Below are 25,470 nucleotides of genomic sequence, written 5' to 3'. Positions count from 1 at the left end.
CACCCGTCGATCAAGCCGAGCCCAGTAAATCTAGGAGCAGCACATGGCTGTAGCCGTACGCGTCATTCCCTGCCTGGACGTCGACGCCGGTCGCGTTGTTAAAGGCGTTAACTTCGAGGGTCTTCGCGACGCCGGAGATCCGGTAGAGCTGGCACACCGCTACGACAATGGCGGAGCTGACGAACTTACGTTCCTCGACGTCACGGCGTCGTCGGGAAACCGTGAAACCACGTTCGACGTCGTTCGCCGCACCGCCGAGGAAGTATTCATTCCGCTGACAGTGGGCGGCGGCGTACGCGGCGTGGCAGAGGTGGACAAACTCCTGCGCTTCGGTGCGGACAAAGCGTCCATCAACACAGCGGCCGTTGCCAGGCCCGACGTCATCGACGAAATCACCCGCCACTTCGGTTCGCAGGTGCTGGTGCTCTCTGTGGATGCGCGCCGTACCCGCGAAGGGGACGTTCCGACGTCGTCCGGCTTTGAGGTCACCACCCATGGTGGCCGCACCGGCACGGGGATCGACGCCATAGCGTGGGCAAAGGAAGCAGCTGACCGGGGCGTCGGGGAGATCCTGCTGAACTCGATTGACGCAGACGGCACCAAAGATGGCTTCGACCTCGAACTCATCCGGCTGGTTCGCGCAGCCGTGAACATTCCCATCATCGCCTCGGGCGGCGCCGGTGTGCCTGCGCACTTCCCGCCTGCCGTTGAGGCCGGTGCAGACGCCGTGCTGGCGGCTTCGGTGTTCCACTTTGGCCCGGACGACATGATTGCCCAGGTCAAAACGGCTATCCGTGAGGCTGGCTTCGACGTCCGCTAGCGTGAAAGATCAAACAACAAGGGAGGGTCACCCGTAGGTGACCCTCCCTTGCTCGTCCTAGAGGCCTATGTCCGCGGACTGCAATAGCGCGACGGCGTCCGGCTGGCCTTCGAAAGTGACCAGTGCTTGGCTGGTGCGGCCGTGGGCATGCATCAGAAGTTCGCCCGGCTCGCCGACGATGGCTACAGAGACCGGAGCGCGCTTGGCGACATGCCGGGGGCCGGTGGGCCGGACCAGCACGATTCCAAGGTCCACTCCGCGGTAGAGGAAAGCGGCACGCTTGATCAGCTCATCCCAGAGGGCGTCGGAATACGCTTCATCGAGGGCCCGGGGCGCCCAGCGATCACCGGCGCGGCGGATGTCCTCGGTGTGAACGAAGTATTCGATGAGATTCGATGTCTCATCCAGTGCCTTGATCTTCAAAGGGGACAGCGCCGGCGGGCCTGCGCGGAACGTCTTGACCAGATCGGCGTAGGCGTCCGAGCTCTTCAGCTTGTCCGCAAGTTTGGACGTGGCTTTCTCAGAGGCCTTGCCCAAGCTGGGGATCAGCAGGCCGAGGCCCACCGCGATTTTCCGTTCACGCAAGTACAAATGCGCGGCAAGATCCCGGGTCATCCACCCTTCGCAGAGCGTGGGGGAGTCAGGTCCGGCCGCCAAGAGGGTTTCGGCCAGTACTTCTCGGGAAGGATCGACGAAATGCATCACTTGTGAAACTAGCACGATCGGGGCGCTCTTGCGCAGTGGAACCGCCGCAGAACCCGCCTGCCGCCGAAGGCACTAGACTTGATCTGATGTCAGAGCAGTATGCCCCCAGCCCAACTCCTGCCGTGGAGCTTTCCAGCGACCCCGCCGGCCCCTTGCCGCAGGAGATCGCCAGCGCGCTCAAACGCGACGCGTCCGGTTTGGTAGCCGCCATCATTCAGCAGCACGACACCAACGAGGTTCTCATGCTCGGCTGGATGGATGACGAGGCACTCCACCGCACTATGACGAGCGGCCGGGTAACGTTCTTTTCCCGCTCCCGCCAAGAGTACTGGCGTAAGGGCGACACTTCCGGACACGTACAGTTCGTGAAGTCTGTCGCCCTGGACTGCGACGGCGATGCCCTCCTGATCCGCGTGGACCAGATCGGCGCAGCCTGCCACACCGGAACCCGGACCTGCTTTGATGGTCGCGACTTCACTGTCGTTACGGGCCACCGCGACTAAGGCACCCACCACTTCCACTGACGCACCACCTCAGACCAAAAGGCGGAGAAAATAGCCATGCAGGACCTTGGAATCATCAGCCCGGGCCTGGAAGAGTTCCGCGAACTCGCCGTCCACAGCCGTGTCATCCCTGTCCGACTCAAGGTCTTGGCGGACGCCGAGACCCCCATTGGCCTCTACCGGAAGCTGGCCAAGGGTCAGCCCGGAACATTCCTCCTGGAGTCGGCAGCCGTAGGCGGGGCATGGTCCCGTTACTCTTTCATCGGCTCCAAGTCGCGGGCCACCCTGACCACCAAAGACGGCCAGGCGCACTGGATCGGTGAACCGCCGGTTGGCGTGCCGGTTTCCGGTAATCCGGTCGAAGCCGTTCGCGACACCATTGCGGCACTCCAGACGGACCGCTTTGATGACCTCCCTCCGTTCACGTCAGGACTGGTCGGCTTCCTCGGTTGGGAGGCCGTGCGCCACTGGGAGCGGCTGACCGCTCCGCCCGAGGATGATCTGCAGCTGCCCGAAATGGCGCTGAACCTGGTGACGGACATGGCCGTGCACGACAACATGGATGGAACAGTCCTCCTGATCGCCAATGCCATCAACTTTGATGACAGTTCCGAACGCGTGGACGACGCCTGGCACGATGCAGTGGCCCGCGTGAAAGATTTGCTGGACCACATCAGCACCCCGGTTGCCCAGCCGGTATCTGTTCTGGAAACGGCCGCCTTGGACTTCGCTTCCAGCGTTCAGGAGCGATGGGACGAGGCCAAGTACCTGGACGCAATCGACCGCGGCAAGGAAGCGATCGTGGACGGCGAGGTCTTCCAGGTGGTGATCTCGCGGCGCTTCGAGATGGAATGCGGGGCTGACCCCCTCGACGTTTACCGGGTCCTCCGCAACACGAACCCCAGCCCCTATATGTACCTCTTCAGCCTGGAGGATGCAGAGGGCCGGGAGTACTCGATTGTTGGTTCGTCGCCCGAGGCCTTGGTCACGGTCACCGGCGAGGAAGTCATTACGCACCCCATCGCAGGTTCGCGCCCCCGGGGCAAAACCGTGGAGGCGGACAAGGCCTTGGCGACCGAACTGTTGGCTGACCAGAAAGAGCGCGCCGAGCACCTGATGCTGGTGGATCTTTCCCGGAACGACCTCTCCAAGGTGTGCGTAGCCGGCACTGTAGACGTCACCCAGTTCATGGAAGTGGAGCGGTTCAGCCACATCATGCACCTCGTCTCCACCGTTGTGGGGGAGTTGGCACCCCATGCCAAGGCATACGACGTCCTCAAGGCCACGTTCCCGGCGGGTACCCTCTCCGGCGCGCCGAAGCCGCGCGCGCTGCGCCTGCTCGACGAACTCGAACCACACCGGCGCGGCATTTATGGCGGAGTCGTGGGGTACCTGGACTTCGCCGGTGATATGGACATGGCCATTGCCATCCGGTCCGCGTTGCTCCGTGAGGGCCGGGCTTACGTGCAGGCAGGCGGTGGAATCGTGGCAGATTCGCACAAGCCGTCCGAAGCGCTGGAGACGGTGAACAAGGCGGCGGCGCCCCTGCGGGCCGTACATACTGCAGGTTCCCTGCGCAACATCTCCGCGGAGACGGTACGGAACGCAGACATCGTCGACGACGGGACGCCGGCCTCATGACAACAGCATCGTCAGTTCCCGGAACAGTCAAAGCCCCGCGATGGGCCCGTAAGTCCACTCTGGTGCTGGCCACCGTGGTCATAGCGTTGGCGGTTTTCGGGGCCACGACGCAGACGTGGATCGAGGTTCGCCTGGATCCCACCGGAGCATCCAACAGCGACCTCCACGTCCAGGGAAGCAAGGCCGCCACTGCCGTCACTGCATTGGCAGTTGTCGCATTGGCCGGAGGCCTCGCTGCTTCCATTGCTGGCAAGATCGCACGCTGGATCATTGCGGTCCTTGTTGCTTTGTCAGCCGCCGGGATCATCCTGGCAGCGGTGACCGTACTGCTCGATCCGCTGGGTGCTGCGCAAGGGGCCATCGCAGCCGCTACCGGTATTTCCGGTGGGCAGGCGGATGCGACAGCCACTGTGTTCCCCGTTCTGGCCGTCGTCGCCGGTTCCCTGTTGGCCGTGTGCGCCATCGTCCTGCCCGTGGCTGGCCGCTACTGGACGTCACGGACCAAATACGACGCCGGGTCCCGTGCCGGGAAGAATGCTGGCGAACCAGTGGACGAGATCGACAGTTGGGACCGTTTGTCCCGGGGCGAAGACCCCACGTAGGCGGCCGGATTTGGGCTTTTGGACAGGCTCGGCGCAATAAAGGGGCCCACGCCTGTCCTGACGTCGGACGATGTCCCGGACGCCGTCAATAAATGGCAGAATGTAAGCAGTATTCATCCTGAGGAGATTTCACATGAGCAAAACCACAGTGTCCGCAAACCAAGCTGAATCGACCATGGCCAGCCACGCTGACGCCATCGGTCACGGTAATAGCCCGGCTGCCTGGACCTGCGTGATTGTGATGCTGGTTGGCGCCCTGATTTCCTCGATCGCCTTCGTCATTGCCAGCACCCCGATCTTTGTCGGCGGCCTGGTTGTCATGGTCATCGGCCTCATCGTGGGCTTGGTAATGCGCAAGGCCGGCTACGGAGTTGGTGGCAGCAAGCTGCAGAACAACGGCCACTAATCGTGACCGTTCTTGATGACATCATTGTTGGCGTCAAGGAGGAGATGGAGGCTCGGCGTCGGCTCGTGTCTCTCGCGGAGCTGAAGGATCGGGCTGCAAGTGCCGCTCCCGCCCGCGACGCATGGGCAGCCTTGGGTGGCTCGTCGACCGTTCGTGACGATCTCAAGGTCATCGCGGAAATCAAGCGCCGCAGCCCCTCCAAGGGTGACCTCGCGCCCATCGCCGATCCCGCATCCCTCGCGGTGCAGTACGCCGACGGCGGAGCTTCCGTCATCAGTGTCCTCACCGAACAACGCCGCTTCGGCGGTTCCCTCGCGGACCTCGACGCCGTGCGTGCCGCCGTCGACATCCCCTTGCTGCGCAAGGACTTCACTGTTGACGAGTACCAGATCTGGGAAGCGCGTGCCCACGGCGCGGACCTCATCCTGCTCATCGTTGCGGCTTTGTCCGATGCCGAGCTTGCTGAGTTCAGCGCGTTGAGCCACCAGCTCGGCATGAACGTGCTGGTGGAGACGCACACCGAGGAAGAGATCGAGCGTGCCGTTGCAGCGGAAGCCAGGATCATTGGCATCAACGTACGGAACCTCAAGACGCTCGACGTCGACCGCTCGGTTTTCGGGTCACTGGCGGGATTAATTCCGGCTGAGTCCGTCATCGTGGCCGAGTCAGGTGTCAGGGGCGCCGACGACGTTTCGCATTACGCAGCAGGTGGCGCCAACGCCATCCTGGTGGGGGAGGCGCTGGTCAGCGACTCTACCCCGCGCGAACGCATTACCGAATTCAAAGCAGCTGGAGCTGCAGCCATCGCCGTGAGGAACTGAGGCAGTCCCTGAATCACGGTGAACAGTCATAAGGCAGCCCGGGCATGAGCCTGCGGCTGCCTTGTGGCAGGTGGAACTACCCAAAGAACTAACTGGAACAGGACGGTGAGACTGATGGTCGACGCGCCAACAGCCGGCTCAGAAGAGAATGCGGCCGACGCATTCCTGCAAGGTGGCCCTTCGCTGCGCAACGCCTCCGGGCCCTACTTCGGCAACTATGGCGGACGCTGGATGCCGGAGTCTCTTATCGCCGCCCTGGATGAAGTCCAGGACACCTTTGAGAAGGCCAAAGCTGATCCCGACTTCATCGCGCAGCTGAAGGACCTCAACAAGAATTACTCCGGAAGGCCCTCCCTGCTGACCGAAGCCAAACGCTTCTCCGAGCACGCAGGCGGAGCGCGCATCTTCCTCAAGCGCGAGGACCTCAACCACACCGGGTCCCACAAGATCAACAACGTCCTGGGCCAGGCACTACTCGCCAAGCGCATGGGCAAGACCCGTGTCATCGCCGAGACCGGCGCCGGACAACACGGCGTTGCAAGTGCCACGGCCGCAGCCCTCCTGGGCCTCGAATGCGTGGTCTACATGGGTGCAGAGGACTGCCGCCGGCAGGCGTTGAACGTGGCCCGGATGCAACTCCTGGGTGCCACTGTGGTTCCCGTGACCAACGGCAGCCAGACGCTTAAGGACGCCATCAACGACGCCCTCCGCGATTGGGTCTCCAATGTGGAGAACACTCACTACCTGCTGGGTACCGCAGCCGGTGCACATCCGTTCCCTGCGATGGTGCGCTACTTCCACGAAGTGATCGGCGAGGAAGCCCGCAGCCAGATCCTTGAGCAAACCGGTAAGCTTCCCGACGCCATTGCGGCTTGTATCGGTGGTGGCTCGAACGCCATTGGGCTGTTCCACGCCTTCCTGGATGACGCCTCGGTCAAGATCTACGGCTTTGAGGCCGGCGGTGAAGGTGTGGATACCGGCCGCCACGCCGCAGCAATCTCGCTGGGACGTCCGGGCGTGCTGCACGGTGCCCGCTCCTACCTGATGCAGGACGAAGACGGACAGACCATCGAGTCGCACTCCATCTCTGCAGGACTGGACTACCCCAGCGTCGGTCCGGAGCACTCGTACTTGGCCGACATCGGCCGCGTTACGTATGAGGCTGTCACCGATACCGAGGCAATGGACGCGTTCAGCCTCTTGTGCCGCACGGAAGGAATCATCCCCGCGATCGAGTCCTCGCATGCGCTTGCCGGTGCCATCAAGATCGGCAAGCGACTCACTGATGGCAAGGAGAACCCCTCCGACGTCACTGTGATCGTCAACCTGTCCGGACGCGGAGACAAGGACGTGGAAACCGCTGCTGCCTGGTTCAACATGTTGGACGAGGAAGGGCATGTCAAGGGCACTACGCTCTCCACCCGGAAGCCCAAGGGGCCCGCGGAGCGCACGTCCGAAGCCGCCATGGATGTCAACGAGGACCACAACTGATGACTGAAGAATTCGCCAGCAAATCCGCTGCCGCCATTGACCGCGCCAAAGCAGAAGGTCGCGCCGCACTGGTGGGCTACCTTCCCGCGGGCTACCCCACGGTCCAGGAGAGCATTGAGGCCGGTATAGCCCTGGCCCGCAACGGTGCTGACCTGATCGAAATCGGCATCCCGTACTCCGATCCCGTGATGGACGGCCCCGTCATTCAGGCCGCCACCACCGAAGCAATTTCCAACGGCTTCCGCGTTGCCAACGTCTTTGACGTGGTAGCCGGCATCACCGCCGTCACGGATGCGGCAGTGTTGGTCATGACTTACTGGAACCCGGTCATGCGCATGGGTGTGGATGAGTTCTCCCGCCGCCTGGCCGAGGCCGGAGGCGCCGGGCTCATTACCCCTGACTTGGTTCCTGACGAGGCTCGTGAGTGGATCGAAGCCTCCAACAAGTACGGCTTGGACCGGGTGTTCCTGGTGGCGCCGTCTTCCACGCCCGAACGGCTGGACATGACGGTCAAGGCAAGCCGTGGATTCGTCTACGCTGTCTCCATCATGGGTGTCACCGGAACACGTACCTCGGTCAGCAGCAGTGCGGAGTCCGTGGTGGCACGCGCGCACGCTGCCGGTGCCGAGCGTGTGTGCGTAGGTTTGGGCGTTTCCAATCCGGACCACGTCCGTGAAATCGCCGCCTATGCGGACGGCGTGATCGTCGGCACCGCTTTGGTGGCGGCCCTCCGCGATGGCGGCGTGGACGCCGTCGGACAACTCACCAAGAACCTCAGCGCCGGCCTGGGCCGCGCAGCTGCAGAAGCCTAGGAAAAGGAAACAGCGAAGCGAATGCAGACCGTCCTCCACGCTGCGGCAATGGTCCCCTTGAGCATCCCGAGCCCCTCGTGGTCCGGTTTCGATATTCCGCTGCCGTGGGGGACGTTACGCATTCACGCTTACGCCCTCTGCATCCTGGCGGGCATCATTGTTGGCCTGTGGCTGACCTCGGCACGTTGGAAGCGACGTGGAGCGCCTGAAGGCAGCCTCTGGGACATTGCCATTTGGGCGATTCCCTTCGGCATCATAGGTGGCCGTCTCTACCACGTGTTCTCCTCTCCGGATGCGTACTTCGGTCCTGGCTTTGACGGGACCGGGGACCTCTCGCTGATTCCGCAGATCCAGCGCGGTGGGCTGGGCATCTGGGGTGCGGTGATCCTCGGCGCCGTCGGCGCGTGGATCGGTTGCCGCCGTGCCGGCGTCAAACTGACGGCCTTCCTGGATGCAGCTGCTCCCGGGCTCCTGCTGGCACAGGCAATTGGCCGCTTGGGTAACTGGTTCAACCAGGAACTCTTCGGTGCGCCGACCACACTTCCCTGGGGCCTGGAGATCGATCCAGCCAATGCCAACTTCCCGCCTGACATGGCTGCTGGCACTCTGTTCCACCCGACATTCCTCTACGAAATGCTGTGGAACCTCGCAGGCGTAGCCATCCTCTTGCTGCTGGACAAGAAGTTCCACTTCCGCTGGGGACGGCTGTTCTGGCTCTACGCTGTTTACTACACGCTGGGCCGCGTGTGGATTGAGGCTTTGCGTATTGACGATGCCGAGCAGATCAACCTCTTTGGCATCACTACAAGGCTCAACGTCTGGACCAGCATCTTTGTCTTCATTGCCGCGCTGGCCATCTTCTTTGTCCTTGGTATGAAGGGCCGCCCGGTCCCTGATACCCCTTATTTGGCGGGGCGCGAGCCGGCAGAAACCAAAGAAAAGGTGCCTGCTTCGGTGACCAGCGTCACCAGTCATGATGTGGACGCATCTGTCTCAGATACTGGTTCGCGTGGTAATCTCCCTGATAACCAAAGCGATTCGGGCCACGTTGACGAGCCGCGGGAAAAAGCAGGGAAACCGGAAAAGGACAGCGTGTCCTCTACGGATTCCGCATCAGCTGAACCTGCCGCGAGGAAGGCCCCCGAATCCACACCGAAGGCAGACGACACCAAGTAGTCGCGTTCGGTAAAGGGGCAACAGAGTCACCGCTCGTAGGGCCCAGTCCACAGCGTCGTGGCACCCCGGAAACCGGATCGCAGCATACCGATGTTCGCTGGTCAAGCCGGGGCCAGAGGTCTGCGTAACTGTTCGTTGCGCTGGATCGGCTGGCCTACAATTCCAATAACTAGCGCTTTGTTGTGCCCGTCACAGGGCAGGCAAGGTGGGGCCAACGTTGTCCCTTCCATACGCACGATCTCGAGGAAGGACGTCTCCCATGACCCATCTTCATAACCCCGGTTGGTCCGAAAAAATCGAACCTCAGGGTGCCATGTCTCCGTTCAAGCGCTTTGCTGCGCTCCCGGAGGCTCAGGGTCTTTACAACCCTGATAAGGAGAAGGACGCCTGCGGACTGGCGATTATTGCCACGCTCCGCGGGGAACCGGGATACGACATCGTGGAAGCGGCACTGACCGCCCTCCGCAATCTCGAACACCGCGGCGCCGTGGGCGCCGACGAAGGTACCGGCGACGGTGCGGGACTGCTCATGCAGGTTCCGGACGAGTTCTTCCGGGCCGTCACTGAATTCGAGCTGCCCGCCCCGGGCCAGTACGTGGTGGGCACCGCCTTCCTTCCGGCTGAGTCCCGCGAGGCAGAGACGGCGAAGGCCGGCATTGAGGCACTGGCAGCAGACGAGGGCCTTACTGTCCTCGGCTGGCGCGAGGTTCCGGTGGTCGCAGACCTCGTAGGTGCCATGGCGCGTGCGTGTATGCCGTACTTCTCGCAGCCATTCCTTGCTTCGGCTACCGGTGAGCAGCTTGAGCACAATGAGCTGGACTCCCGCGCCTGGCGTATCCGCAAGCGTGCCCAGAACAAGTTCGGCGTGTACTTCCCGTCGCTGTCCTCGCGCACCATCGTCTACAAGGGCATGCTGACCACCGCGCAGCTGGAGCCGTTCTACCCGGACCTCTCGGACCAGCGCTTCAAGACGAAGCTTGCAATTGTGCACTCGCGCTTCTCCACCAACACGTTCCCGTCGTGGCCCCTGGCGCAGCCCTTCCGCACCATCGCCCACAATGGCGAAATCAACACCGTCAAGGGCAACCGCAACTGGATGCGTGCACGGCAGTCACAGTTGGCCAGCCCGCTTCTTGGCTCGGTCCCGGAAGAGCTGTACCCGATCTGCACCCCCGGTGCCTCGGACTCTGCTTCCTTCGATGAAGTAGCCGAACTCCTCTGGCTGTCCGGCCGCCCCATCACGCACTCGATCATGATGATGATCCCGGAGGCGTGGGAAAACCATGCCACCATGGATCCAGCGCGCCGTGCCTTCTACGAGTACCACTCCCTGCTCATGGAGCCGTGGGACGGTCCTGCTGCCGTTTCCTTCACTGACGGCAATTTGGTTGGTGCGACATTGGACCGCAATGGCCTGCGCCCGGGACGATACTGGATCACCGAAGACGGACTGATCATCTTCGCCTCTGAAGTTGGCGTGATCGAGGTTGAACCCTCCAACGTGGTCAAGAAGGGCCGTGTTGCCCCCGGCAAGATGTTCCTGGTGGACACCGAGGCCGGCCGTATCATCGACGACGCTGAGGTCAAGGCCGAAGTCGCCGCTGCCAACCCTTGGGCGGAATGGCTCAAGGACAACCTGATCGATATCAACGAGCTCCCCGAGCGCGAGCACGTCGTGCACACCGCCGCGTCGGTCAACATCCGTCAGCGCACCTTCGGTTACACCACAGAAGAACTGAAAATCCTGCTTGGACCGATGTCCCGCACGGGTGCAGAACCTCTGGGTGCCATGGGTTCGGACACTCCAGTTGCCGTTCTCTCCAAGCGTCCCCGCCTGCTGTTCGACTACTTCGTTCAATCCTTCGCCCAGGTCACCAACCCACCGTTGGATGCCATCCGCGAAGAGCTGGTGACCTCACTGAAGTGCGCCATTGGCCCGAACGGCAACCTCCTTGATGGCAAGCAGGTCCGCCAGCCGCAGATCTCCCTGCCGTTCCCGGTGATCAACAACGATCAGCTCGCCAAGATCGCCAACATCGAAACGCCCGACGGCGACCGCATCGCCATGAAGGTCCGTGGCCTCTACCGCCCCGAGGGTGGGGAAGCTGCACTTCGTGCTCGGCTGACCGAGATCTGCGAGCAGGTCTCCGGTGCGATCAACCGCGGTGTGCAGTACGTTGTGCTGTCCGACCGCGACTCCAACGCGCAGTGGGCTCCAATTCCTTCGCTCCTGCTGGTCAGCGCCGTTCACCACCACCTGCTCCGCAGTGCCAACCGCACCAAGACCGCTCTGGTGGTTGAGGCCGGCGACGTCCGCGAGACGCACCACGTCGCGGTTTTGATCGGCTACGGCGCTTCCGCAGTCAACCCGTACTTGGCCATGGAATCGGTGGAACAGCTGATTTCCAACGGCGATGTTGTTGGTGTGACTGCCGAAGACGGCGTCTACAACCTCATCAAGGGCCTGGGCAAGGGCGTCTTGAAGATCATGTCCAAGATGGGCATCTCCACCGTGGCTTCCTACACGGGCGCCCAGACCTTCGAAGCACTGGGCCTGTCCCAGGAACTCGTTGACGAATTCTTCTCCGGCACGCACTCCCAGCTGGGCGGCGTCGGCCTGGACGTCATTGCAGCCGAAGTTTCGGCCCGCCACCAGATGGCGTACCCGGAAGGCGGCATCGAGCACCCGCACCAGCCGTTGCTGGGCGGCGGCGAGTACCAGTGGCGCCGCGACGGCGAACCGCACCTCTTCAACCCGGAGACTGTGTTCCGCCTGCAGCACGCTACCCGCGAACGCCGGTACGACATCTTCAAGTCCTACACCAAGGGCATTGACGATCAGTCCGAGAACCTGATGACGCTGCGTGGCCTCCTTAAGTTCAAGGACGGCGTGCGTCCGGCCGTTCCGCTGGAGGAAGTGGAACCGGTCTCCAGCATTGTCAAGCGCTTCTCCACCGGTGCCATGAGCTATGGCTCTATTTCCAAGGAAGCACACGAGACACTCGCGATCGCCATGAACCGGTTGGGCGCAAAGTCCAACACCGGTGAGGGCGGGGAGGACGTTGACCGTCTGCTGGATCCGGAGCGCCGCTCGGCCATCAAGCAGATCGCGTCCGGTCGTTTTGGCGTGACCAGCCTCTACTTGACCAACGCTGACGATATCCAGATCAAGATGGCCCAAGGCGCCAAGCCCGGCGAGGGTGGCCAGCTGATGGCCCAGAAGGTCTACCCGTGGGTGGCCCGGACGCGGCACTCAACCCCCGGTGTCGGACTTATTTCCCCGCCCCCGCACCACGACATCTACTCGATCGAAGACCTCGCGCAGCTCATTTACGATGCCAAGCGCGCCAACCCTTCGGCCCGGGTCCATGTGAAGTTGGTTTCGGAAGTCGGGATCGGCACGGTGGCGTCCGGCGTCACCAAGGCGAAGGCCGACGTCGTACTTGTATCAGGTCACGACGGCGGAACCGGCGCCTCGCCGCTGAACTCGCTTAAGCACGCTGGTGTGCCCTGGGAACTCGGCCTGGCCGAAACCCAGCAGACCCTGATGCTCAACGGTCTCCGTGACCGCGTGGTGGTTCAGGTTGATGGCCAGCTCAAGACCGGCCGCGACGTTGTGATTGCTGCCCTGCTGGGTGGCGAAGAATACGGATTCGCAACCGCTCCGCTGGTGGTTTCCGGCTGCATCATGATGCGCGTTTGCCACCTGGATACCTGCCCGGTGGGCGTTGCCACCCAGAATCCCGAGCTCCGCTCGCGGTTCAATGGCAAGCCCGAGTTCGTGGTCAACTTCTTTGAGTTCCTCGCCGAGGAAGTCCGTGAAATCCTCGCCGAGCTCGGCTTCCGTAGCCTGGAAGAGGCAATCGGCCACGCCGAGGTCCTGGATACCCGTGAGGCAATCGATCACTGGAAGGCCGAAGGCCTGGACTTGGACCCCATCCTCCACGGGCTGGAGTTCGACGACGACGTGCCGCTGCGCAACATGACCGGCCAGAACCATGAGCTGGACAAGCACTTCGACCAGCGCCTGATCACCATGGCGCAGGAAGCGCTCAGCGATCGGATGCCCGTCAAGATCACCCTGGACGTCATCAACACGGACCGTTCCGTGGGCACAATGCTGGGCCACGTGGTGACCAAGACCTTCGGCATCGATGTCCTGGCGACCGACACGATCGACGTCACGCTCAACGGCACCGCGGGCCAGTCCCTCGGCGCGTTCCTGCCTGCCGGAATCACGCTGCGCATGTTCGGTGACTCCAACGACTACGTCGGCAAGGGCTTGTCCGGTGGGCGCATTATCGTCCGCCCGGACCGCACCAACGTGTTCCAGGCAGAACGCAACGTTATCGCCGGCAATGTGATCGGCTATGGGGCCACCAGCGGCGAGATGTTCCTGCGTGGACAGGTGGGCGAACGCTTCCTGGTGCGTAACTCCGGTGCCACCGCCGTCGTCGAAGGTATTGGCGATCACGGGTGCGAGTACATGACCGGCGGCCAGACGCTGATCATTGGCCGCACCGGCCGTAACTTCGGTGCCGGCATGTCCGGCGGTACGGCCTATGTGCTGGACCTTCAGGCCGAGCGCGTCAACAAGATGGCCCTCGATACCGGTGAACTCCAGCTCCTGGAGCTCGACGCCGAGGACCGCGACATTGTCCACGGACTGCTCACCAAGCATGTTGAGGAAACCGAATCCGTCCTGGCCGGCCGTCTGCTCGAGAACTTCGACGACACCGCCGCCCGTATCACCAAAGTACTGCCGCGCGACTACGCCGCAGTCCTGCAAACCCGTCTCGACGCCATCGAAGAGGGCCTTGACCCCGATGGCGAAGAAGTATGGTCTCGAATCCTGGAGGTAACCGGTGGCTGATCCACGCGGATTTTTGAAAGTCCGGCAGCGCGAGACGCAGCCACGCCGGCCCGTTCCGGTCCGGATCATGGACTGGAAAGAAGTGTACGAAGCCCAGGAAAAGGGTGTTCTGAAGAGCCAGGCCGGCCGCTGCATGGACTGTGGCGTTCCGTTCTGCCACCAGGGCTGCCCGTTGGGTAACCTCATTCCGGAATGGAATGACCTGGTGTGGCGTGACAAAGGTGAAGAAGCGATTGAACGCCTTCACGCCACGAACAACTTCCCTGAGTTCACGGGCCGCCTGTGTCCTGCACCCTGTGAGGCTTCCTGCGTGCTGGGTATCAACCAGCCTGCAGTGACCATCAAGCAGGTTGAGGTCTCCATCATCGACCAGGCCTTCGACAACGACTGGGTCCAGCCGCTTCCTCCGACGCGCCTCACCGGCAAGACCGTGGCCGTCGTCGGTTCCGGCCCTGCCGGTCTGGCCGTGGCACAGCAACTGACCCGTGTGGGCCACACCGTTGCCGTGTACGAGCGCGACGACAAGATCGGCGGCCTGCTCCGCTACGGCATCCCCGACTTCAAAATGGAGAAGGAACAGGTTGACCGCCGCCTGGAGCAGATGAAGGCCGAAGGAACCCGCTTCCGCACCGGCGTTGCGGTCGGTACCGACGTCACTTGGGAGCAGCTGCGACGCCGTTACGACGCCGTAGTTGTGGCCACCGGGGCTACCGTCCCGCGCGACCTGCCTATCCCGGGCCGCGACCTTGAGGGCGTGCACTTCGCCATGGACTACCTGGTTCCTTCGAACCGTGTAGTGGCGGGGGAGAACCCTGAGAACCACATCGACGCCCGTGGCAAGCACGTAGTCATCCTCGGTGGCGGCGATACCGGTGCTGACTGCATCGGCACCGCGCACCGCCACCAGGCTGCCTCGGTGACCACGCTCGCCATCGGCAAGCAGCCGCCGGCCGAACGTGCAACCCACCAGCCGTGGCCGACGTTCCCCACTCTCTTCGAGGTCGCCAGCGCCCACGAAGAAGGAGGCGAGCGGACCTACCTTGCATCCACCGTTGAGTTCGTTGGAGAAAACGGCAAGCTCACCGGCGTCAAAGTTGCTGAAACCGAGTTCGTGGACGGCAAACGCCTGCCCAAGGCCGGCACAGAGCGCATTATCCCAGCTGACCTTGTCTTCCTGAGCCTTGGCTTCACCGGCGCTGAGCCGGCGGGGATCACGGAGCAGGTCAGTGCAGAGTTCGACGGTCGGGGCAACGTTGCCCGCGACGGCTACTACATGACAAATACCGAGGGCGTGTTTGTTGCCGGCGACGCCGGACGTGGCCAGTCACTGATTGTGTGGGCCATTGCGGAAGGCCGTGCATGTGCGGCCGCAGTGGACAAGTTCCTGATGGGAAGCACCATTCTCCCGGCACCGGTCGCCCCCACCGACCGGGCGATAGCGGTCTTATAGCGCCGGCAGGAACAATCTTTTACTCAATCAGCATGAACTACTTAGGGTAGGTATATGAGACGCGCGAAAATTGTGGCAACTTTCGGCCCGGCTATCTCCAGCTTCGACAACACCCTCGCGGTGCTGGAGGCCGGCGTCGACGTTGCTCGCATGAACATGAGCCACGGCGACTACTCCGTGCACGACAACACCTACGAGAACGTCCGCAAGGCTGCCGCCCAGCTTGGCAAGCCTGTGGCGATCATGGCCGACCTCCAGGGACCCAAGATCCGTCTGGGTCGCTTTGTTGACGGCCCCCATGACCTCGCGGTCGGGGACACCTTCACCATCACCACCGAAGACGTTCCCGGCACCAAGGACATCTGCTCCACGACGCTGAAGAGCCTCACCGAAGACGTCAACGTGGGCGACGCCCTGCTGATCGACGATGGCAAGGTGGCGCTGCGCGCCATCGAGGTTGACGACGTCAAGGTTGTTGCCACCGTGACAGTCGGCGGCAAGGTTTCCAACAACAAGGGCATCAACCTGCCCGGTGTTGCTGTCAACGTTCCTGCACTGAGCGAAAAGGACGAGGACGACCTCCGCTGGGCCCTCAAGCGTGGTGCTGACCTGATCGCCCTCTCGTTCGTGCGTGATGCCTCCGACATCAAGCGCGTCCACGAGATCATGGATGAAGAAGGCCGCCGCGTGCCGGTGATCGCCAAGATCGAAAAGCCGCAGGCAGTGGAGCAGCTCCACGAAATCATCGACGCGTTCGATGCCATCATGGTTGCCCGTGGCGACCTCGGCGTCGAGCTGCCGCTCGAAGAGGTCCCGATCGTCCAGAAGCGCGCCATCGAACTGGCGCGTCGCTGGGCCAAGCCGGTCATCGTGGCCACCCAGGTCCTCGAATCCATGATCGACAACCCGCGTCCGACGCGCGCCGAAGCTTCCGACTGCGCCAACGCAGTTCTCGACGGCGCCGACGCAGTCATGCTTTCCGGCGAAACCTCCGTGGGTCAGTACCCCATCGAGACCGTGAAGGTCATGGCCCGGATCATCGAGTCCACCGAAGTTCACGGCCTCGAGCGCGTCCCCCCGCTGGGTACCAAGCCCAAGACCCGCGGTGGCGCCATCACCCGTGCCGCCGTCGAAATCGCTGACCAGTTGGACGCAAAGTACATCTGTACTTTCACCCAGTCCGGCGACTCGGCACGACGCCTCTCGCGCCTGCGCCCCGTCAAGCCGGTCTTCGCTTTCACCCCGGTGGAGCACGTGTGGAACCAGTTGGCCCTCACCTGGGGCATCCAGCCGGTACTGGTCCCCTCCGTGGGCCACACCGATGAGATGACCGCACAAGTGGACAAGAGCCTCCTGGAAATGGATCTCGTGGACGAAGGCGACCTGGTTGTCATCGCTGCCGGTTCCCCTCCAGGACAGGCCGGTTCCACGAACTCGCTGAAGGTCCACAAGGTAGGCGACCTTGCCGACACTTCCAAGACCGACGAAGGTTCACGCAAGGAACCCGTTGGCCCGTGGCCCGAAAAGAAGTCCAAGGCCAAGGCATAGTTCTTAGCTTGCAGGAAGCGGACCCCACCGACGTGGTGGGGTCCGCTTTTCTATTGCTTGTGGTGGGTACAACGGCGGCCGCGAACCTCGTGTGAGGTGCGCGGCCGCCGTCGTGCGTTGATTCTTGTTAGTTGACCTGGTTGATAATGGTTTCGGCAACCTCACGCATGCTGAGGCGACGGTCCATGGAGGTCTTCTGGATCCAGCGGAACGCCTCCGGCTCCGTCAGGCCCATCTTGGTGGTCAGGAGGCTCTTGGCGCGCTCCACAAGCTTGCGCGTGGCAAACTGCTCCTGGAGGTCGGAAACCTCGTTCTCAAGCGCCTTGATTTCCTCATGGCGGGAGAGAGCAATCTCAATGGCCGGGATCAGGTCCGCAGGGGAGAACGGCTTGACGACGTAAGCCATGGCACCGGCGTCGCGTGCCCGCTCCACCAGTTCCTTCTGGCTGAAAGCGGTCAGCAGGACAACAGGGGCAATGCGGGCCTTGACGATCTTCTCAGCTGCCGAGATGCCGTCCATGACAGGCATCTTGACGTCCATGAGGACGAGGTCAGGCTTGAGTTCCTCAGCCAGCTGCACAGCTTTCTCGCCGTTGTCTGCCTCGCCGACGACGTCATACCCTTCGCCCTTCAGGATCTCGATAATGTCCAAGCGGATGAGAGTCTCATCCTCGGCTACGACAACGCGTCGGGCCGGCTGGGCTGTGGACGTTGACTCCGTCTGTTCGGTCACGGGATCTCCTTGAAAAGGTTCGGCGGGTTCATGTCCATCTTAGTGTGGACTCTTTGATGGCTGGTTTTTGTTGCATCAGCGCGCCCGGTTCTTTGAATCAGCCTATCTGCATGTATAGTAATTTCGCGTGCTGGGAAAGGATCGCGTTGCTCACAGAAGTGAGAGCAGTCAGCGAGATTTAACCTCCCGGTAATCCGCGCCCGAGTGGCGGAATTGGCAGACGCGCTGCACTCAAAATGCAGTATCGAAAGGTGTGTGGGTTCGAGTCCCACCTCGGGCACGGCATACCCCCTCGTCGGAGGGGGTTTTTGCTTTAACGTGTGTACATTCTGGTCGGCCAGGTCCCTCTGACTCTGGCCGCGGGGTGCGCCTGGCGCCGCGGGTCGCCTCTGAAGTTGTGGGGGAGCGGGATCAGGGTCCTGGCTTGTGGGCCCTCCGCTGGCTTTGAACTGGGGTCATGCGGGTCCTCTCTTGGTTCGTCTGGTAGGTCGTGGTTGGCCTACACCTCTTCATGGCGTAGAGATGCTGAGGACGACACGACTTCGGGACCTTGCGCTAAAGATCCTGACTTTGGTTCATTCCTCGAGCGAGAAGACCTTGATGGTGGCTGCTTTGTCAGGCCAAAGGGGGTGTGGACATTGTCCACACATAAATCTTCTTTATAGTGAGCGGAGTCCGCGCTGCTCAGATGACGGGCCAAACAATCAAGGTCTCCCACTTGGCCGGGCCCGGCTGCTTATTTCCGGGTCGCTCAAATAGAACTCCCACATGTGTCTGAGGGCGTCATCCCCTCTGCGCTCATTCGCTCAAGGGTGAGCGCGTACGTCCGTTCCAAGGTGTCGTATGCACAGCTTCGAGGGTGTCTGCGGGAAATCCAAAGGCTCTACGACGAGCAGCTATCTGCACTGCCGTGCGTTCAGCGGTTGAGCTCCACTATGGTCATGAAGAACGTCGTGGAGAACCGGCCGCTGCCACTGTGACCCCCGGGTTTAATCATTATGTGGTCGACCAGTTAGCGATCGCGGAGTACCATGGCCGTAAGACTTGAAGGGATTATCCATGACTGCATCATCTGTTAACACGGCCGACCTTTATGACGAGCTCGGAGAGGACATTCAGTCCATCGCCATTCAGTTCCATTCACTCGGCGCTAAATCCCACTTCAGTGGTCCAGCCAGGACTGTCCGCTGCTTTGAAGACAATGCGCTGCTCAAATCCGTCGTATCAGGACCCGGCGAAGGCGCCGTCTTGGTGGTTGACGGGGGTGGCTCGCTCTCACGGGCGCTCATGGGCGATATGATCGCCGAGATCGCCGTTTCGAATGGCTGGTCCGGAGTGATCATCAATGGAGCAATCCGCGATCGTGAAGCGATTTCCAACCTTCCTCTCGGTGTGAAAGCATTGGGCAGCAACCCAAGAAAAAGTACCAAAACCGGTGCAGGTGAGACTGACGTCGAGCTGACGCTCGCAGGCGTCACTATCAAGCCGGGCGCCATGGTGTACTGCGATCCAGATGGAGTCCTCGTTGAGCGCTGACCCAGCCGTTACCGAGCCGGCCCCCCGCGCCACCCGCCGCAAGCGGGCGGCCCCTTCAGTGACCGGATTGAAGCCCGTCAGCGTGGTCCATGCCGAGCCGGCTTCCTCCGAAGTGGCCAAGGCATTACTGGATTACATTTTCTCCGGGCAGGTGGCGCCAGGGGAGAAGCTGCCGTCGGAACGTCAACTGAGCGAGTCCTTTGGTGTGGGGCGTTCGGTGGTCCGCGAAGGGATCAAGTCCCTGGGCCTTCTGGGTCTGGTTGAATTCCGGCATGGTGGGGGAACGTTCCTTCGGAACGCCAATTCGGAGCTCCTCCCTAGGGTGATCGAGTGGGGCCTGATGCTCGGCGAGCGACGAACGTCGGACCTCGTGGAGGCCCGCCAGCACATTGAGCGAGTGACTGCAGGTCTTGCAGCCACCCGAAGGACGGACGCGGACCTCAAGCGCATCAAGAAGGCACTGGACGCCATGGGTGATGCCAAGACGACGGAAGAGTTCGTCTCCGCTGACGTGGACTTCCACCTCGCCGTCGCCGACGCCTCGGGTAACACGGTCCTGGCGAACATGCTCAAGAACATCGCTGCGCTTTTGCGCGTGTGGATCCATCGCGTGATGGACGCCGAAACGTCATTCGACGGTTCGCACGCGGAGCACACGCCGGTGTACGAGGCCATTCTTGCCGGAGACGCCGAGGGGGCTTCGGGCTCGATGGCCCAGCATATGGATGCCGCCAGCGGCCGCCTCATGGCCACTTTGAAGTCTGCTGAATAGCCGGCACAACGATACCGACCGATAGCGGGGAAGCGGATATGCTTCCCCGCTTTTCTGTGCCCAAACCTACGTTTCAGCATTACAGCAGACGCATCGAGCAAAGTGGTTGACTGGCCGACCACTTTTGGCGCATGCTTGGTGTGCGAGGCAAATTCAATCAGAACTTCCCGCAACAAAGTGGTTGACTGGCCGACCACTTAGCCTCATGATTATGTGAGCAGCCTCACTGGCTGAGCATCACCAGTCACGGGGAACCAATCACTACCAGCCGTGCAGCCTCAAGGGAGAGAAGCAATGACTGAATTCAAGAAGGCCCTGCCCGCCGGGCCCCGCCGCCGGACGGTCATGACCGTCGGCGCAGCAGCAGCGATCGCCGCCGTGATGGGCCTGACCGCCTGCGGTGGAGGATCCGAAACGGCACAGACGCCGGCCCCGGAGAACTCCATCGCCGTGGGCCAGTACCCGGATTACTACCCGGCCGATTACAAGGACCTGGTGGCAGCAGCCGAGAAAGAAGGCGGCGAGCTGACCATTTACTCCAATACGGACCAGGAGAACTGGGATCCGATTCTGCGGGACTTCAAGAAGAAGTACCCCTTCGTTACCAAGATCGCGGCGAACAACCTGGACAGCGACGAAGTCTTCCAGAAGGCCTTGAGCGAGAAGGCTACCAACGCCTCCAGCGCCGATGTCTTCGTCTCCAACGCCGCCGGGGCCTGGGCAGACTTCGCCGCACGTGATGGCATGTTGGCCAAGTACACCTCACCTGAACTGGCCAAAGTCCCCGAATTCGCGTCCCTCCTTCCGGGGGTGGTGGCGATGTCCGCGGACCCGCAGACCATCGCCTTCAACACCTCGCTCCTTACGGAGAAGCCCGAGAGCCTGGAGGGCCTGGCCGCACAGATCAAGGCAAAGCCTGCGGACTTCACAAACATGATTGGCGTCCGGGATACCACCGGAGCGTTCGGGTTCACCATGTTTTACAACCTGACCGAGGCCAAGCCGAAGTCATGGGAGTCCATCGAGACCATCCTTTCTGCCTCCCGACCGGAAACGTCCTCGGGTACCTTGTCTGAAAAGGTCCTCGCCGGCGAGTACAAGGCCGGGGTTCTGGTCACCGCAGCACCGGCGTTCCCAGTGGTGAAGAACAGCAACGGCTTGTTCGACATCGCCCTTCCGAAGGACGGCACGGTGGTTATCCCTCGTGGGCTCGGCATTTCCGCTGACGCGCCCCACCCGGCAACCGCCAAGCTCTTCCAGGACTTCGTAATCTCCCAGGAAGGACAGCAGGCTGTTCTTGAAGGCGGTTTGTCCTCCTACCGCGATGGCGTGAAGTCAGTCCAGTTCGCCCTCACCTACCAGGACGTCGTGTCCAAGGTCGGCGAAGAGAACGTGATCATGGCCCCGTACGAGTCGGTCCCCGCGGACAAGGTGAAGGCATTCACCGACCGCTGGCAGAGCCTCCTCAAGTAACCCGCTGTGCAAGGATCTGGAACCAAGACCATGAAAACACTCCCCGAAGTCGCCGAGGTGCCGACGCAGACGCCGGCGCGAACTGAATTCCCGGCACCGAAGTATCGCAGGATTCTCGGTGCGGACCGCAGCCAGTTGCTCTACTGGTCGACGATAGTCATTCTCGCGCTCCTTGTCCTTGCACCTGTGGTCCCCACGCTGTACCAGTCGGTGATGGACCGTCCTCTGTACGAGGAGGGCGGTCTGTTCACCACAGAGAACTTCACCAGGCTCTTCACCGAAGGCGGCTTCGGCCAGGTTGCACTGAACACACTGATGTTCGCAGTCCTGACAACCGTGATGACACTGCTGATCGCAGTGCCGATGGCCATCGTCGTCGTTCGAACCAACATCCCCGGCCGGAAATTCTTCGGAACCGCGATGCAGTGGCCGTTCTTCATCTCATCCCTGATCCTGGGGTTCGGCTGGATCACTATGTACGGCCCGGCCGGCTTCGCCAGTGTCCAAGTCAAGCGGGTCCTGGGTTTCCTCCCATGGGACCTCTACACGATCCCGGGAATGGCGATCACTGAAGCGGTGGCCCTGGCTCCAATAGCCTACGTTTTCTGCGCCAATGCCCTGCGTAACTCCGACGCTTCGCTCGAAGGCGCGGCACAAACCGTAGGCGCCGGACCCTTCAGGATCCTCTGGTCAGTCATCATTCCGATGCTTCGCCCGCCCATGGTCTACAGCTCGGTCCTGGTGTTCAGCATGTCCATCGAAACCCTGTCCATCCCGTTGCTTTACGGACAGCCGGTCGGCATCACCGTCTTCGCGACGTTCCTCTACAAGAACGGGCTCCAGTCCATCGACCCGGACTACGGAATCCTAGGCGCCGCGTCCGTCATCATCCTGCTCGTGACCATCCTCCTTGTCGCCGTGCAGGCCAAGCTCCTCAAGGACGCCAAGCGGTTCGTCTCCGTCCGGGGCAAGGCAACCCGGCCCCGTCTGCTGGACCTTGGCTGGATCAAGTGGCTCTCGGTCGCCTTCATCTCCGTCTACGTCGTCATTGGCGCCCTGGTTCCGATCCTGGGTTTGGTAATGCGTTCCTTCACCAAGGTCTTCACGCCTCTGCAGAACCCCTTGCAGTCCCTCACCATGGGCAACTACCAGCGCATCTTCGAGTTCCCCGTTTATCTGGCCTCCATCCGCAACAGCCTGATCGTCGCCGGCGTCGGCGCCGTTCTGGTCAGCGTCCTGGCCGTAGTGGCAGTGGTGGTCGCCAAGCGGTCCACGTTCCGGTACCGCAAGGTCATCGAGTATCTGGCCCTGGCACCGCAAGCCATGCCCGGCCTGATCATCGGCATTGGCCTCTTCTGGGCGTTCTCGTTCCTGCCGTTCAACATGGGGTCCTTCGTCCAGGGCACCATCTGGGCGATCATCATCGGCTTCGGCCTCCGCGCCCTGCCCAGTGCCTTCGGTTCCATCTCCCCGGCTGTCATGCAAATCGGTGAAGAACTGGACAACGCCGCCCGCGTCAACGGAGCGGACTGGATGCGCATGTTCATCCGCGTCCTGGCCAAGCTCCTCACCCCCGCCTTCGTCGCCGCCATGGTGCTGACTTTCGTGGTCATGATGAAGGAATACTCCCCGGCGATCTTCCTTGGATCTGCCGACACGAACATCATTGGCACCACGATGCTCGAGCTCTGGGTCCAGGGCAACACTGGATCAGTGGCCGCCCTGGCCACCATTCAAATCGCTATCACTGCAGCCTTCGTCGGCATCGCCGGCCTGCTCATGAAAGGTAAGAAAGATGCCTGACGTCGTAGTCAAGAATCTCCGCAAAGACTTCGGAGGCATCACTGTCCTCCACGAAGTGAGCTTCACCATCAAGGACGGGGAGTTCTTCACCCTCCTTGGCCCCTCAGGCTGTGGCAAGTCCACTACATTGTCTTGCCTGGCAGGCTTGGAACAACCCACGTCGGGATCCATCGCCGTTGGTACCACCGTCCTGGTGGACGATTCCTCCAATAAGTTTGTTCCACCGGAAGAGCGCAACCTGGGCATGGTGTTCCAGTCCTACGCCCTCTGGCCTCACATGACGCTGGCTGAGAACCTGGCGATGCCGCTGAACATCCGCAAGGTCCCCAAGGCTGAGCAAAGGACCCTGATCCACGACGCGTTGGACAAAGTGGGCTTGGCGCATCTGGCGCAAAGGTACCCGCACCAACTCTCCGGCGGCCAGCAGCAGCGCGTCGCCCTGGCCCGCGCCCTTGTCTACTCACCCAAGGTCCTGCTGCTGGACGAACCCTTGTCCAACCTCGACGCCAAGCTCCGCGAACAGGCCAGGGTCTGGCTCAAACGCCTCCAGTCCGAGCTCGGCATCACCACCGTTTACGTCACCCACGACCAGGAAGAAGCCCTGGCCATGAGTGACCGCATCGCGGTCATGTCCAATGGCAACATGCTTCAGGTCGCCCCGCCCGAGGAAATCTACGAACGTCCCGCCACCGCCGAGGTCGCCGCCTTCATCGGCCGCTCCAACTTCCTCGACGGCACCATCACCTCAACCATCGGGGACCGGGCAGTGGTCCGGCTTGAAGACACCGGCGAAACGGTCACCGCCGTTCTGACCGGCGAAATGCACGACGGCGACTCGGTCACCGTAGCGTTCCGTCCGGAAAAGGCCTCCCTCGCACCGGTGGAAGAATCCGTACCGTCCGGTCACGTGGGGCTTCCCGTGGAAATCCTCACGACGTCGTACGTCGGTTCCCGCTATGAGTACGAGCTTCGCTACGGTGCACGCACCTTGGCCGTAGACAGCAAAAGCAACACTTATCGGGGCGACTTGATGCTGATCGTTCCCATTGAGGCCTTGCGTCTCTACCCCCGCGCCAATGTGGTCTCAGCCGACGCCGCCGAACTCATGGCAGTCATTCACTAGTTCCTGGTCCGTCAACGAGACCTGGTTATAAAGAAAAGGAAATACCGTGACTACATCCAAGCAGTACCGATTGGCCGTTCTGAACGGCGATGGCATCGGCCCGGAAATCGTTCCCGCGTCCGTGAAGATCCTTGACGCCGCGATGGCCGCTGCCGGAGCGCCGGCCATCGACTGGACCGAACTGCCCCTGGGCCGTGAAGCGATCGACACCCATGGCACCGCCGTCCCGGACGAAACCCTCCAAGCCCTCGCCGACGTCGACGGCTGGCTCCTGGGCCCGCACGACAGCGCGTCCTACCCCGAACCGCACAAGTCCGCATTGAACCCCTCGGGCACCATCCGCAAACACTTCGGACTCTTCGCCAACATCCGCCCCTCGAAGGCCTTCCCCGGCGGAAACGCCATCGTTGAAGGCACCGACCTGGTCATCGTGCGCGAAAACACCGAAGGCTTCTACGCCGACCGGAACACCTTCGCAGGCACCGGAGAGTTCATGCCCACCCCGGACGTAGCGATCATGCACGGCATCATCACCCGCGCCGCCACCGAACGCATCGCACACTCCGCGTTCCAGCTCGCCCAGTCCCGGACCAAGCAACTGACCATCGTGCACAAAGCCAACGTCCTGAAAATGACCACCGGCCTGTTCCGCGACGTCTGCAAGGAGGTCGCACAGCAGTACCCCGACGTCACCGTCAACGACTTCCACATCGACGCCATGACCGTGCACCTGGTCCGCCGCGCCAACAAGTTCGACGTCATCGTCACCGAAAACATGTTCGGCGACATCCTCTCGGACCTCGCCGGTGAAGTCGCCGGATCCCTGGGCATCGCACCCTCGATCAACTCCTCCGACACCCACGCCATGGCCCAGGCCTCCCACGGCTCCGCCCCGGACATCGCCGGAAAGAACATCGCCAACCCCATCGCGATGATCCTCTCCTCCGCCATGCTCCTGCGCTGGCTCGGCGCGAAGTTCGACGACGAGAAAGTCCTCCAAGCCGCCGAACTGGTCGAAAAAGCCATCGAAGCGACCGTCCTGGACGGCACCACCACCAAAGACATGGGCGGCACCGCCGGCACCAGCGACTTCGCCGACGCCGTCGCCACCCGCGTCACCACCGTCGCCCACGTCTAACCACACCACCCACACGCCGGGCGGGAACAAACCACCCGCCCGGC

20 protein-coding genes and 1 tRNA gene are annotated in these 25,470 nt (G+C 62.1%); 19 read left to right on the top strand and 2 right to left on the bottom strand.

Annotation, left to right across the window (positions count from 1 at the left end):
• Positions 1-43: 43 nt before the first annotated feature.
• Positions 44-820, top strand: a complete 777-nt coding sequence (gene hisF / locus BMY91_RS20615; RefSeq protein ID WP_090825346.1) for an imidazole glycerol phosphate synthase subunit HisF — start codon at positions 44-46, stop codon at positions 818-820.
• A 57-nt stretch (positions 821-877) separates the two neighbouring features.
• On the opposite strand, the gene BMY91_RS20610 is transcribed toward hisF, so the two are convergent.
• Positions 878-1,522, bottom strand: a complete 645-nt coding sequence (locus tag BMY91_RS20610; RefSeq protein WP_090825344.1) for a TIGR03085 family metal-binding protein — start codon at positions 1,520-1,522, stop codon at positions 878-880.
• Positions 1,523-1,611: 89 nt separating this feature from the next.
• Between BMY91_RS20610 and hisI the strand changes: the two genes are divergently transcribed.
• The 11 genes from hisI (at position 1,612) to pyk (ending at position 16,848) form a co-directional block, all read left to right on the top strand.
• Positions 1,612-2,028, top strand: coding sequence for a phosphoribosyl-AMP cyclohydrolase (gene hisI / locus BMY91_RS20605; protein WP_090825342.1), 417 nt, complete (start codon positions 1,612-1,614; stop codon positions 2,026-2,028).
• A 57-nt stretch (positions 2,029-2,085) separates the two neighbouring features.
• Entirely contained in the window at positions 2,086-3,669 is a 1,584-nt protein-coding gene (locus tag BMY91_RS20600) for an anthranilate synthase component I (protein ID WP_090825340.1), read from the top strand.
• Positions 3,666-4,271, top strand: a complete 606-nt coding sequence (locus BMY91_RS20595; RefSeq protein WP_090825338.1) for a Trp biosynthesis-associated membrane protein — start codon at positions 3,666-3,668, stop codon at positions 4,269-4,271. The genes BMY91_RS20600 and BMY91_RS20595 overlap by 4 nt, the downstream gene beginning before the upstream one ends.
• Positions 4,272-4,404: 133 nt before the next feature.
• Positions 4,405-4,677 carry an HGxxPAAW family protein gene (locus tag BMY91_RS20590; protein WP_090825336.1) on the top strand — a complete coding sequence of 91 codons (273 nt, stop codon included), beginning with the start codon at positions 4,405-4,407 and terminating at the stop codon, positions 4,675-4,677.
• Positions 4,678-4,679: 2 nt separating this feature from the next.
• On the top strand, positions 4,680-5,498 hold the full coding sequence (trpC, locus tag BMY91_RS20585; protein WP_175538659.1) for an indole-3-glycerol phosphate synthase TrpC: 819 nt from the start codon (positions 4,680-4,682) through the stop codon (positions 5,496-5,498).
• A 114-nt stretch (positions 5,499-5,612) separates the two neighbouring features.
• On the top strand, positions 5,613-6,989 hold the full coding sequence (gene trpB / locus BMY91_RS20580) for a tryptophan synthase subunit beta (protein WP_090825332.1): 1,377 nt from the start codon (positions 5,613-5,615) through the stop codon (positions 6,987-6,989).
• The gene (gene trpA, locus BMY91_RS20575; protein ID WP_090825330.1) at positions 6,989-7,801 is read left to right on the top strand and encodes a tryptophan synthase subunit alpha; all 813 of its coding nucleotides are present in this window, start codon (positions 6,989-6,991) and stop codon (positions 7,799-7,801) included. Before trpB ends, trpA begins: the two co-directional genes overlap by 1 nt.
• A 21-nt stretch (positions 7,802-7,822) precedes the next feature.
• Positions 7,823-8,977, top strand: coding sequence for a prolipoprotein diacylglyceryl transferase (gene lgt / locus BMY91_RS20570; protein WP_090825328.1), 1,155 nt, complete (start codon positions 7,823-7,825; stop codon positions 8,975-8,977).
• A 259-nt stretch (positions 8,978-9,236) separates the two neighbouring features.
• Positions 9,237-13,850 carry a glutamate synthase large subunit gene (gene gltB, locus BMY91_RS20565; RefSeq protein WP_090825326.1) on the top strand — a complete coding sequence of 1,538 codons (4,614 nt, stop codon included), beginning with the start codon at positions 9,237-9,239 and terminating at the stop codon, positions 13,848-13,850.
• Positions 13,843-15,300, top strand: coding sequence for a glutamate synthase subunit beta (locus BMY91_RS20560; protein WP_090825324.1), 1,458 nt, complete (start codon positions 13,843-13,845; stop codon positions 15,298-15,300). The genes gltB and BMY91_RS20560 overlap by 8 nt, the downstream gene beginning before the upstream one ends.
• Before the next feature lie 54 nt (positions 15,301-15,354).
• Entirely contained in the window at positions 15,355-16,848 is a 1,494-nt protein-coding gene (pyk, locus tag BMY91_RS20555) for a pyruvate kinase (RefSeq protein ID WP_090825322.1), read from the top strand.
• A 127-nt stretch (positions 16,849-16,975) separates the two neighbouring features.
• Here pyk and BMY91_RS20550 read toward each other — a convergent pair whose 3' ends face one another.
• The gene (locus tag BMY91_RS20550; RefSeq protein ID WP_011774540.1) at positions 16,976-17,581 is read right to left on the bottom strand and encodes an ANTAR domain-containing response regulator; all 606 of its coding nucleotides are present in this window, start codon (positions 17,579-17,581) and stop codon (positions 16,976-16,978) included.
• A 198-nt stretch (positions 17,582-17,779) separates the two neighbouring features.
• On the opposite strand from BMY91_RS20550, the gene BMY91_RS20545 reads away from it, so the two are divergent.
• The 7 genes from BMY91_RS20545 to BMY91_RS20510 all read left to right on the top strand — a co-directional run bounded on the left by BMY91_RS20545 (position 17,780) and on the right by BMY91_RS20510 (position 25,426).
• Positions 17,780-17,861: transfer RNA gene (locus tag BMY91_RS20545), tRNA-Leu, on the top strand.
• A 779-nt stretch (positions 17,862-18,640) separates the two neighbouring features.
• A complete protein-coding gene (gene rraA, locus BMY91_RS20535) occupies positions 18,641-19,117 on the top strand; it encodes a ribonuclease E activity regulator RraA (RefSeq protein ID WP_090825320.1) in 477 nt (158 codons plus the stop codon).
• A complete protein-coding gene (locus BMY91_RS20530) occupies positions 19,107-19,889 on the top strand; it encodes a FadR/GntR family transcriptional regulator (protein WP_217639274.1) in 783 nt (260 codons plus the stop codon). The genes rraA and BMY91_RS20530 overlap by 11 nt, the downstream gene beginning before the upstream one ends.
• A 294-nt stretch (positions 19,890-20,183) precedes the next feature.
• Entirely contained in the window at positions 20,184-21,362 is a 1,179-nt protein-coding gene (locus BMY91_RS20525; protein ID WP_090825316.1) for an ABC transporter substrate-binding protein, read from the top strand.
• A gap of 30 nt (positions 21,363-21,392) precedes the next feature.
• On the top strand, positions 21,393-23,165 hold the full coding sequence (locus BMY91_RS20520) for an ABC transporter permease (protein ID WP_090825314.1): 1,773 nt from the start codon (positions 21,393-21,395) through the stop codon (positions 23,163-23,165).
• Positions 23,158-24,288: an ABC transporter ATP-binding protein gene (locus tag BMY91_RS20515; RefSeq protein WP_090825312.1), complete on the top strand. Its 1,131-nt coding sequence runs from the start codon at positions 23,158-23,160 to the stop codon at positions 24,286-24,288. The genes BMY91_RS20520 and BMY91_RS20515 overlap by 8 nt, the downstream gene beginning before the upstream one ends.
• A 46-nt stretch (positions 24,289-24,334) precedes the next feature.
• Positions 24,335-25,426 carry an isocitrate/isopropylmalate dehydrogenase family protein gene (locus BMY91_RS20510; RefSeq protein ID WP_090820731.1) on the top strand — a complete coding sequence of 364 codons (1,092 nt, stop codon included), beginning with the start codon at positions 24,335-24,337 and terminating at the stop codon, positions 25,424-25,426.
• Positions 25,427-25,470: the final 44 nt, after the last annotated feature.

The sequence above is a fragment of the Arthrobacter sp. yr096 genome (assembly GCF_900108925.1).
Taxonomy (GTDB): Bacteria; Actinomycetota; Actinomycetes; order Actinomycetales; family Micrococcaceae; genus Arthrobacter.
The sequence above is the reverse complement of the archived record's forward strand: the minus strand, read 5'-3'. Positions and strand labels throughout refer to the sequence as shown.

Excerpts from the sequence above, each read along its gene's own strand:
- hisF (WP_090825346.1), top strand. The coding sequence starts at position 44 with ATGGCTGTAGCCGTACGCGTCATTCCCTGCCTGGACGTCGACGCCGGT.
- BMY91_RS20610 (WP_090825344.1), bottom strand. The coding sequence starts at position 1,522 with ATGCATTTCGTCGATCCTTCCCGAGAAGTACTGGCCGAAACCCTCTTG.
- hisI (WP_090825342.1), top strand. The coding sequence starts at position 1,612 with ATGTCAGAGCAGTATGCCCCCAGCCCAACTCCTGCCGTGGAGCTTTCC.
- BMY91_RS20600 (WP_090825340.1), top strand. The coding sequence starts at position 2,086 with ATGCAGGACCTTGGAATCATCAGCCCGGGCCTGGAAGAGTTCCGCGAA.
- BMY91_RS20595 (WP_090825338.1), top strand. The coding sequence starts at position 3,666 with ATGACAACAGCATCGTCAGTTCCCGGAACAGTCAAAGCCCCGCGATGG.
- BMY91_RS20590 (WP_090825336.1), top strand. The coding sequence starts at position 4,405 with ATGAGCAAAACCACAGTGTCCGCAAACCAAGCTGAATCGACCATGGCC.
- trpB (WP_090825332.1), top strand. The coding sequence starts at position 5,613 with ATGGTCGACGCGCCAACAGCCGGCTCAGAAGAGAATGCGGCCGACGCA.
- trpA (WP_090825330.1), top strand. The coding sequence starts at position 6,989 with ATGACTGAAGAATTCGCCAGCAAATCCGCTGCCGCCATTGACCGCGCC.
- lgt (WP_090825328.1), top strand. The coding sequence starts at position 7,823 with ATGCAGACCGTCCTCCACGCTGCGGCAATGGTCCCCTTGAGCATCCCG.
- gltB (WP_090825326.1), top strand. The coding sequence starts at position 9,237 with ATGACCCATCTTCATAACCCCGGTTGGTCCGAAAAAATCGAACCTCAG.
- pyk (WP_090825322.1), top strand. The coding sequence starts at position 15,355 with ATGAGACGCGCGAAAATTGTGGCAACTTTCGGCCCGGCTATCTCCAGC.
- rraA (WP_090825320.1), top strand. The coding sequence starts at position 18,641 with ATGACTGCATCATCTGTTAACACGGCCGACCTTTATGACGAGCTCGGA.
- BMY91_RS20525 (WP_090825316.1), top strand. The coding sequence starts at position 20,184 with ATGACTGAATTCAAGAAGGCCCTGCCCGCCGGGCCCCGCCGCCGGACG.
- BMY91_RS20520 (WP_090825314.1), top strand. The coding sequence starts at position 21,393 with ATGAAAACACTCCCCGAAGTCGCCGAGGTGCCGACGCAGACGCCGGCG.
- BMY91_RS20515 (WP_090825312.1), top strand. The coding sequence starts at position 23,158 with ATGCCTGACGTCGTAGTCAAGAATCTCCGCAAAGACTTCGGAGGCATC.